Raw genomic sequence first — 8301 nt, forward strand, 5'->3', positions numbered from 1 at the left:
GTAACTGTAACACCTGTTAAAGAGATTGAGACACCAGTCACCTCTACCCCATTAACACCAGAGGATTACACTAAAGGCATCAAGATTCCAGAAGGTGGCAAGGTCACAAATGTTGAAAATATTCCAGACTTGACAACACCAGGTAAGAAAGATCCAGTTAAGGTAACGGTTGAATTACCAAGTGGCAAAGTGATTACAGTAGAAGTCCCAGTTAATGTAACACCTGTTAAGGAAATTGAAACTCCAGTAACTAAGACCCCATTAACACCAGAGGATTACACAAAAGGCATCAAGATTCCAGAAGGTGGCAAGGTCACAAATGTTGAAAACATTCCAGACTTGACAACTCCAGGTAAGAAGGATCCAGTTAAGGTAACGGTTGAATTACCAAGTGGCAAAGTTATTGTAGTAGAAGTCCCAGTAACAGTCACACCAAAGGCGACTCCAGCTCCAAGAGAAACAGTTAAAACTACCCCAATCGTAGTAGAGGTTGGAACTCCAATTGGCAAAGATGATGTTAAGAAACATATTGAGTTACCAAAAGGTGCTGAAATCGTAGAAGTTGGAGAAATTCCAGCAACTGATACGGCAGGACAAAAACCAAGTGTTAAAGTAAAAGTGAAACTACCATCAGGAGAAATCGTAGAGGTAGAAGTCCCAGTAACAGTCATACCTAAGCATGTTGAACCATCAACTCCAAACCAACCAGCTTCTCAACCAGCAACACCTAAAAATGTTGAAGTTCAAAAAGAATTGCCTAACACAGGTACAGAAGCCGACTCTAGCTTAGCAGCACTTGGACTTTTAGGTGTCTTGAGTGGATTTGGACTTGTTGCTCGCAAGAAAAAAGAAGACTAATTCTAATTAGATTTTCTGATAAGAATAAGGAGTAGGATATCATATCCGCTCCTTTTCTTTTTGGGATTGAGATGAGAGTTATCGTAGCGTTGGTTAAAAATTTTAGGTGGCTTTATTGTCAATTCTCTGTAGATTTTCTCGTTCTAATCCCATATAGACAAGATTACAGAATCATGATCTATAAGTTGTCTAACTTGACTTTCTTGATGGGAATGATATAATAGTTGTAACAAAAAATATTACAACAGAAAAGAGGACTATTTATGACCTATGAATATAAGAGCCACATTTATTTGGCAGAGGCAGTTTTAAATGTAAAGGATTTGGCAAGTCAAACAGCCTTTTATCAGCAAGTGCTTGGTTTAGAAATCCTATCTAAAACTGAGACAGAGGCCGTTCTAGGCCTGGGTGGAAAAGCCTTGGTACAGCTGATTCAAGCACAAGAAAGCGGTGAAGTAAGGGAACATTATGGCCTTTACCATCTGGCCATTCTCTTGCCGACACGAAAGGCTTTGGCTGATGTCTTGAAACACCTGACAGATTTACAGATTCCTCTTGTTGGCGGTGCAGATCACGGTTACAGTGAGGCCCTTTACTTGGAAGATTTGGAGGGGAATGGCATCGAGCTCTATCGAGATAAGCCCGTTTCCACATGGGATATTCGAGAAGATGGACGCATTATCGGGGTGACAGAGGCTCTTGCGGCGCAGGATATCTATGAATTGGGGGAAAGAGTAGAGCCCTTTGTCCTAGCAGAAGGTACGAGAATGGGCCATATCCATCTTTCCGTCAAGGATAGTCGAAAGTCCAGCCAGTTTTATCAAAAGGTGTTAGGACTAGAGGATAAGTTCAGTGTGCCTAGCGCTAGTTGGATTGCGGCTGGAGATTACCATCATCATTTAGCAGTCAATGAATGGGGAGGAAAAGGCTTAGCTCCGCGTAAGGCAGGTTTGCCAGGCTTAGCCTACTATGTCATTGAAGTCGCTCGTAAAGAAGAACTGTTAACGATTGCCCAGCGAGCGCAAGAAGTTGATGCACCAGTTAAGTGGCTGACATCTAGCCAGCTGGAAATCACAGACCCAGACGGAATCGTGACACGTATTCGCTTAGCAAGATAGACAGTATGTGATGAAAATCAGAGTATAAATTGTAGGAAGTACCCCTTATCCTAGTCAGATATGTAAACATTTTGATATGATAGTAGGGAATAAGGAGAAGAATACAATGACCAGTGAATACCAGAAAATGATTGCAGGGGAACCCTATCATCCGTTTGACCCTGAGTTGCGGGCCTTGGCTCAGGCTTCTCGCCAAAAACAGGCTGCTTTTAACAAGGAGCTAGACCCCTTGAAAGGGGCGGAGATTATCAAGATTTGGTTTGGTTCAACTGGGAAAAATCTCTATGTTAATCCACGCCTGGTGGTCGATTATGGGGTCAATATCCATCTAGGAGAAAATTTTTATTCTAATTGGAACTTGACCATGCTGGATGTTTGTCCGATTCGTATCGGAGACAATGCCATGATTGGCCCCAACTGTCAGTTTTTAACACCACTCCATCCACTGGATCCGCAGGAACGTAATTCAGGGGTCGAATACGGCAAGCCCATCACTATCGGTGACAATTTCTGGGCTGGTGGTGGCGTCATTGTCCTTCCGGGAGTGACACTGGGGAATAATGTTGTTGCTGGAGCGGGGGCTATAATCACCAAGTCCTTCGGAGATAATGTTGTTCTAGCTGGCAATCCTGCGCGCGTGATTAAGGAGATACCTGTTAAATAGAAGTAAAAAGGAACAGCTTAGGTTGTTTCTTTTTTATGGGTTCCATCATCTTTTACCCAACTCACATTTACCTACTCTATATCTTAGCAAGTTTGTTTCATTGATTAATTTTAAAGCATTTCGTAACTGGGATGTTTTTTTCTATTCTCCTCCTTGACACTCTGTCAGCTTTTGATACAATAGTACAAAATTAGAGGAGGTAGGCTATGATTCAGAAACATGCGATTCCTATTTTAGAGTTTGATGACAATCCTCAGGCGGTCATCATGCCCAATCACGAGGGGTTGGACTTGCACTTGCCCAAGAAGTGTGTTTATGCTTTTTTAGGTGAGGAGATTGACCGCTATGCGAGGGAAGTAGGGGCGGACTGTGTCGGAGAATTCGTTTCTGCCACCAAGACCTATCCAGTCTATGTCATCAATTACAAGGGCAAGGAACTTTGTTTGGCTCAGGCTCCTGTCGGTTCAGCTCCAGCAGCCCAGTTTATGGATTGGTTGATTGGTTACGGTGTGGAGCAGATTATTTCTACAGGTACCTGTGGTGTGCTGGCTGATATAGAAGAAAATACCTTTCTAGTCCCTGTTCGCGCTCTGCGAGATGAAGGGGCTAGTTATCACTATGTGGCAGCTTCTCGTTATATGGAAATTCAGCCAGAGGCTATTGCTGTTATTGAGCAGGTTTTGGAAGCCAGAGGGATTCCTTATGAAGAAGTCATGACCTGGACGACAGACGGTTTTTACCGGGAAACTGCTGAAAAGGTGGCTTATCGCAAGGAAGAAGGCTGTGCTGTTGTGGAGATGGAGTGTTCTGCGCTTGCGGCAGTAGCCCAACTGCGTGGGATTTTCTGGGGAGAATTGTTGTTCACAGCTGATTCCTTAGCAGACTTGGACCAGTACGATAGTCGTGACTGGGGTTCAGAAGCTTTCGGGAAGGCTTTGGAACTCTGTCTTGAGATAGCCTCTCAGTTTTAGCTACTATTCTTCTTTTTATGGTACAATGGATATATGTTATTCAAATTATTTGTGAAAAAAATTGAAAGAACCTTTGGCGGGCTTTCGCCTGCTCGTCGAATTTTTCTGAGTTTCGCTGGAGTTATTTTTATAGGCTCTCTTCTTTTGAGTTTACCTTTTGTTCAGGCAAGTGGTTCGCAGGCTACTTATTTTGATCATCTTTTTACAACGGTGTCCATGGTCTGTGTGACTGGCCTTTCTACGCAACCAGTGGCTACTACCTATAATGTCTGGGGGCAGTTGATTTGTATGCTCTTGATACAGATTGGTGGTCTGGGACTCATGACCTTTATCGGAGTCTTTTATATTCAGGGGAAGCAAAAGCTCAGTCTTCGCAGTCGTGAAACCATTCAGGAGAGCTTCAGTTACGGAGAGACTCGGTCGCTGAAGGCCTTTATGAGCTCCATCTTTTTGACGACTTTCCTAGTGGAGGGTTTGGGTGCTTTTCTACTAAGTTTTCGTTTTATTCCTGAGTTCGGCTGGGGACGAGGCATTTTTACCTCTATCTTTTTAGCCATTTCAGCCTTTTGTAATGCTGGTTTTGATAATTTCGGCAGTAGCAGTTTAGTGGCTTTTCAGACGGATCCCTTGATTAATCTGGTCATTGCTGGCTTGATTATCACAGGTGGTCTTGGATTTATGGTTTGGTTTGACTTGGCAACCCAGTTTGACAAGAAGAAAAAACGCCGTCTGCGTTTTCACACCAAGCTGGTCCTCTTCTTGACCGCAGGGATTTTGCTGTTTGGGACGGTATCCACACTCTTTACGGAGTGGCACAATCCAGGAACCATTGGCAATCTTAGTGTTCCAGAGAAAGTGCTGGTTAGTTTTTTCCAAACCGTCAGCATGAGAACGGCTGGTTTTGCCTCTATTGATTACACCCAAGCTCGGCCTGTGACCTTGTTTATCTATATCCTACAGATGTTTCTGGGTGGGGCGCCTGGAGGGACGGCTGGGGGGCTCAAGATTACGACTTTCTTTGTCTTGTTGGTTTTTGCGCGTAGTGAATTGCTGGGCTTACCTCATGCTAATGTTGCGCAGAGAACCATTGAGACTCGAACAGTCCAAAAATCCTTTAGTGTCTTCATTATCTTTTTGATGACCTTCTTGTTGGGCTTGATGTTGTTGGGAATTACAGCAGAAGGAACACCGCGATTTATCTACCTCATGTTTGAGACCATTTCAGCTCTTGCAACAGTTGGGGTAACGGCAAATCTGACGCCAGAACTGGGCAAGCTAGCTCTCAGCATTGTCATGGTGCTCATGTTTATCGGCCGTATTGGACCCTTAACCTTGCTGGTTAGTCTAGCGGATTACCAGCCTGATAAGAAAGATTTGATTCAGTATATGAAAGCAGATATTAGTATTGGATAAGAAAGGAAGAACTATGTCAGATCGTACGATTGGAATTTTAGGTTTGGGGATTTTCGGGAGTAGTGTCCTGACAGCCCTAGCCAAGCAAGATATGAATATCATTGCCATTGACGACCACGCCGAGCGTATCAATCAATTTGAGCCTGTTTTGGCGCGTGGAGTTGTGGGCGATATTACAGATGAGGAACTCCTCAGAACCGCTGGTATTGATACCTGTGATACAGTTGTAGTGGCAACAGGGGAAAATCTAGAGTCGAGTGTGCTTGCAGTTATGCATTGTAAGAGTCTAGGGGTACCAAGGGTTATTGCCAAGGTCAAAAGCCAGACAGCCAAGAAGGTGCTGGAAAAAATCGGTGCTGACTCGGTGATCTCACCTGAGTATGAAATGGGGCAGTCTCTAGCGCAGACCATTCTCTTTCATAACAATGTTGATGTCTTTCAGCTGGATAAAAATGTGTCTATTGTTGAGATGAAAATTCCGAGTGTTTGGGCAGGTCAAAGCCTGAGCCAGCTGGATTTACGTGGCAAATATAACCTCAATGTCCTAGGATTTCGTGAACAAGAAAATTCACCACTGGATGTCCAGTTTGGTCCTAATGATCTCTTGAAAGCCGATGCCTATATCTTGGCGGTCATTAACAACCAATATCTAGATGACTTGGCAGAATTAAATTCGTAAGGAGGGAGCACCCCTCTTTTTTGATGTTCAAGGTAGCAGTAGAGATAGCAACCCTTGTATTCTAGTAAAAGTCCTTCAAAAGCTGGACTTTATGGTAGAATAGAAAGAAATGATAAGAGAGAGTAATACTCTTAGAAAATCTCTTCAAACCACGTCAACGTCGCCTTGCCGTAGGTATAGGTAACTGACTTCGTCAGTCTTATCTACAACCTCAAAACTGTGTTTTGAGCTGACTTCGTCAGTTCTATCTGCAACCTCAAAGCAGTGCTTTGAGCAACCTGCGGCTAGTTTCCTAGTTTGCTCTTTGATTTTCATTGAGTATAAGAAAAAATCAGTTCCCTAAAGGAGTAGATTATGAAGTTATTGTCTATCGCCATCCCCAGCTATAATGCTGCTGCCTATCTTCATTACTGTGTGGAGTCGCTAGTGATTGGTGGTGAGCAAGTTGAGATTTTGATTATCAATGATGGGTCTCAGGACCAGACTCAGGAAATCGCTGAGCGTTTGGCCAGCAAGTATCCTAACATCGTTAGAGCCATCTATCAGGAAAATAAAGGCCATGGGGGTGCCGTCAATCGCGGCTTGGCGGAGGCTTCTGGGCGCTATTTTAAAGTAGTTGATAGTGATGACTGGGTGGATCCTCGTGCCTACTTGAAAATTCTTGAAACCTTGCAGGAACTAGAGAGTGAGGGGCAGGAAGTTGATGCCTTTGTGACTAATTTTGTATATGAAAAGGAAGGTCAGTCTCGTAAGAAGAGTATGAGTTACGAGTCCGTCTTGCCTGTCCAGCAGATTTTTGGCTGGGATCAGGTTGGAAATTTCTCAAAAGGTCAGTATATCATGATGCACTCGCTGATTTACCGGACAGATTTGTTGCGAGCGAGCCAGTTCCAACTGCCTGAGCATACTTTTTATGTCGATAATCTCTTTGTCTTTACCCCCCTTCAGCAGGTTAAGACCATGTACTATCTGCCTGTCGATTTCTATCGTTATTTGATTGGGCGTGAGGACCAGTCTGTCAATGAGCAAGTGATGATTAAGCGTATTGACCAGCAACTCAAGGTCAATCGACTCTTGGTAGACCAGCTTGATTTATCCCAAGTAAGCCACCCCAAAATGCGAGAATATCTGTTGAATCATATTGAGATCACGACGGTGATTTCCAGTGCCCTGCTCAACCGAGCAGGCACAGCAGAGCATCTGGCTAAAAAACGGGAGCTGTGGACCTATATTCAGCAGGAAAATCCAGAGGTCTTTCAGGCTATCCGTAAGACCATGTTGAGCCGTTTGACCAAACATTCGGTCTTGCCAGCTCGCAAACTTTCCAATGTTGTCTATCAAATCACCAAGTCTGTTTATGGATTTAATTAATATAAGTATTTTATAAGAGGGATTTAAGAAAAATTTTAACTTTTTCTTAATCCTTTTTAATTTTAGGAGATTATACTAGAGTCATCAAATAAAGAAAAACTCTAAGGAGAATCCTATGAAATTCAATCCAAATCAAAGATATACTCGTTGGTCTATTCGCCGTCTTAGTGTCGGTGTTGCCTCAGTTGTTGTAGCCAGTGGCTTTTTTGTCCTAGTTGGTCAGCCAAGTTCTGTACGTGCCGATGTGGTCAATCCGACCCCTGCTCAAGTTGTACCAGATGCTACTTCGGTGAGTGAAAAGAGTGACTTACCAGTAGAACTTCTCAAAGAAGCAGTTGATACAGCTCTTCCTTCAGAACAGGTAGACTCAACACCTAAAGCAAGCTTGGATGCTACAAGCTCTCCAGAAAAAGTGAATGTAGCTGATAAAGACCAAGTGGTAGCGCCAAAAGAAGAAGTGCAAGCAAAACCAGAATCTAAGAAAGAAACAGGAGATGCGCTTAAACCTGCGACAAATCCTGCGCCTACAGTTTCTGGACAAGACCGTGAAGCAAATGAAGCTCAACCAGCAACCACCCCAGCTGAAGTTCAAAAAGGTGTGGCCGACAACACTAAAGATACAGTAGATGTTCCAGCTACTTACCTAGACAAAGCCAACTTCCCAGGTCCATTCACAGCCGGAGTCAACCAAGTTATTCCATATGAACTCTTCGCAGGTGACGGTATGTTAACTCGTCTTATCTTGAAAGCTTCCGATAAGGCTCCATGGTCAGACAATGGCTCAGCTAAAAACCCCGCTCTTCCACCAGTAGAGAAATTGGGCAAAGGCCTTTACTTCTATGAAGTAGACTTGGCAGGCACTCAAGGTAAATCTGATAAAGAGCTACTTGACCTCTTAAAACAAAACGGCACTCAAAGCTATAAAGCCACCATCAAAGTGTATGGCGCTAAAGATGGCAAGGCTGATTTGAGCAACCTCGTAGCAACAAAAGATTTGGATGTCAACTTGAATGGTTTGACTACCCCAGCTGAAGTGCAAAAAGGTGTAGCTGACAACACTAAAGACACAGTAGATGTTCCGGCTACTTACCTAGACAAAGCCAACTTCCCTGGACCATTCACAGCCGGTGTTAACCAAGTTATTCCATACGAACTCTTCGCAGGTGACGGTATGTTAACTCGTCTTATCTTGAAAGCTTCCGATAAGGCTCCATGGTCAGACAATGG

At 43.7% G+C, this 8301-nt stretch carries 8 protein-coding genes; all 8 read left to right on the forward strand.

Annotated elements, in window-relative coordinates; translation table 11 throughout:
• Positions 1–858 (forward strand): LPXTG cell wall anchor domain-containing protein (locus N8O80_RS09415; RefSeq protein WP_261028106.1); only part of this gene is annotated, 858 nt, incomplete at its 5' end.
• A gap of 263 nt (positions 859–1121) precedes the next feature.
• Entirely contained in the window at positions 1122–1976 is an 855-nt protein-coding gene (locus N8O80_RS09420; protein ID WP_261028108.1) for a VOC family protein, read from the forward strand.
• Positions 1977–2082: 106 nt separating this feature from the next.
• On the forward strand, positions 2083–2640 hold the full coding sequence (locus N8O80_RS09425) for a sugar O-acetyltransferase (RefSeq protein WP_261028109.1): 558 nt from the start codon (positions 2083–2085) through the stop codon (positions 2638–2640).
• Positions 2641–2846: 206 nt separating this feature from the next.
• Positions 2847–3611, forward strand: coding sequence for a nucleoside phosphorylase (locus tag N8O80_RS09430; RefSeq protein WP_261028110.1), 765 nt, complete (start codon positions 2847–2849; stop codon positions 3609–3611).
• Between the two features lie 33 nt (positions 3612–3644).
• Complete coding sequence (locus tag N8O80_RS09435) at positions 3645–5024, forward strand: TrkH family potassium uptake protein (protein ID WP_261028111.1); 1380 nt, start codon at positions 3645–3647, stop codon at positions 5022–5024.
• Between the two features lie 13 nt (positions 5025–5037).
• Positions 5038–5703 (forward strand): potassium channel family protein, encoded by a 666-nt coding sequence (locus N8O80_RS09440; protein WP_001283909.1) that lies wholly within the window; start codon positions 5038–5040, stop codon positions 5701–5703.
• Between the two features lie 354 nt (positions 5704–6057).
• On the forward strand, positions 6058–7074 hold the full coding sequence (locus N8O80_RS09445) for a glycosyltransferase family 2 protein (RefSeq protein WP_000771883.1): 1017 nt from the start codon (positions 6058–6060) through the stop codon (positions 7072–7074).
• Positions 7075–7189: 115 nt separating this feature from the next.
• A partial coding sequence (locus N8O80_RS09450) for an SSURE domain-containing protein (RefSeq protein ID WP_261028112.1) occupies positions 7190–8301 on the forward strand: 1112 nt, incomplete at its 3' end.

Source organism: Streptococcus mitis (assembly GCF_946190155.1).
Classification (GTDB): Bacteria; Bacillota; Bacilli; order Lactobacillales; family Streptococcaceae; genus Streptococcus; species Streptococcus mitis_CL.